General features: G+C 76.0%; 2 pseudogenes. One reads left to right on the top strand and one right to left on the bottom strand.

The annotated features are described in order from the left end of the window. A pseudogene (locus tag JHN45_RS52335) lies at window positions 1-488 on the bottom strand (hypothetical protein); the annotation flags it as partial. On the opposite strand from JHN45_RS52335, the pseudogene JHN45_RS53885 reads away from it, so the two are divergent. Continuing rightward, window positions 459-717, top strand: a pseudogene (locus JHN45_RS53885) (molybdopterin molybdenumtransferase MoeA); the annotation flags it as partial. The pseudogenes JHN45_RS52335 and JHN45_RS53885 sit on opposite strands and share 30 nt — an antisense overlap.

The raw sequence follows: 717 nt of genomic DNA, 5'->3' as shown, positions 1-717 counted from the left end.
CCCGTGTCCGTCTTCCCGGACTGCGGTCCGGGAAGACGGACACGGGCGAGGGCGAGGAAACTGCGAAGCCTGCCGCGCCTGCCGAAGCCGCGGAGCCCGCCGGGGCCGGCGGGCCTGCCGGAGCCGCCGGGGGTGTCGCGCCCGCCGAGCCTGCTAAAGCCGCGGAAGCTGCGGAGCCTGCCGCGCCTGTCCAAGCCGCCGCGCCTGCTGGAGTCGCCGGAGCCGGCGAGCCTGCCGAAGCTGCCGCGCCTGCCGAAGGCGTCCCGCCCGCCGTGCTTACCGAGGCCGCCGTGCTTGCCGCTCCCGCCGAGGCTGCCGAAGCCACGGAAGTTGCGGAGCTCGCCGCGACTGTCGAAGCCGCCGCGCCTGCTACTCCCGCCGAGCCTGACGAAGTTGCGGAAGTCGCCGAACCCACCGAACCCGCCGAAGCCGCGAAAGCTGCGGAGCCCGCCGCGCAGATGGAAGATCCCGCCGGGTCTACCGGACACCCGCAGCCCCCCGGTGAACTCCTCGCTCCCGCCGAGCCTGCCAAAGCCGCCGAGCTTGCCGAGTCCGCCGCGACCGCTGCGCCTGCCGTTCCCGCCGAAGCCTCCGTTCCCGCCGAAGCCGCGGAGCTCACCGAGCTCACCGAGCTCACCGAGCTCACCGTGCCCGCCGAGCTCACCGTGCCCGCCGTGCCCGCCGTGCCCGCCGGGGGCGCCGGGAGCGCCGGGAGCG

Origin of the sequence: Streptomyces sp. MBT53, assembly GCF_016654115.1 — a bacterium.
Lineage (GTDB): Bacteria > Actinomycetota > Actinomycetes > Streptomycetales > Streptomycetaceae > Streptomyces.
The sequence above is the reverse complement of the archived record's forward strand: the minus strand, read 5'-3'. Positions and strand labels throughout refer to the sequence as shown.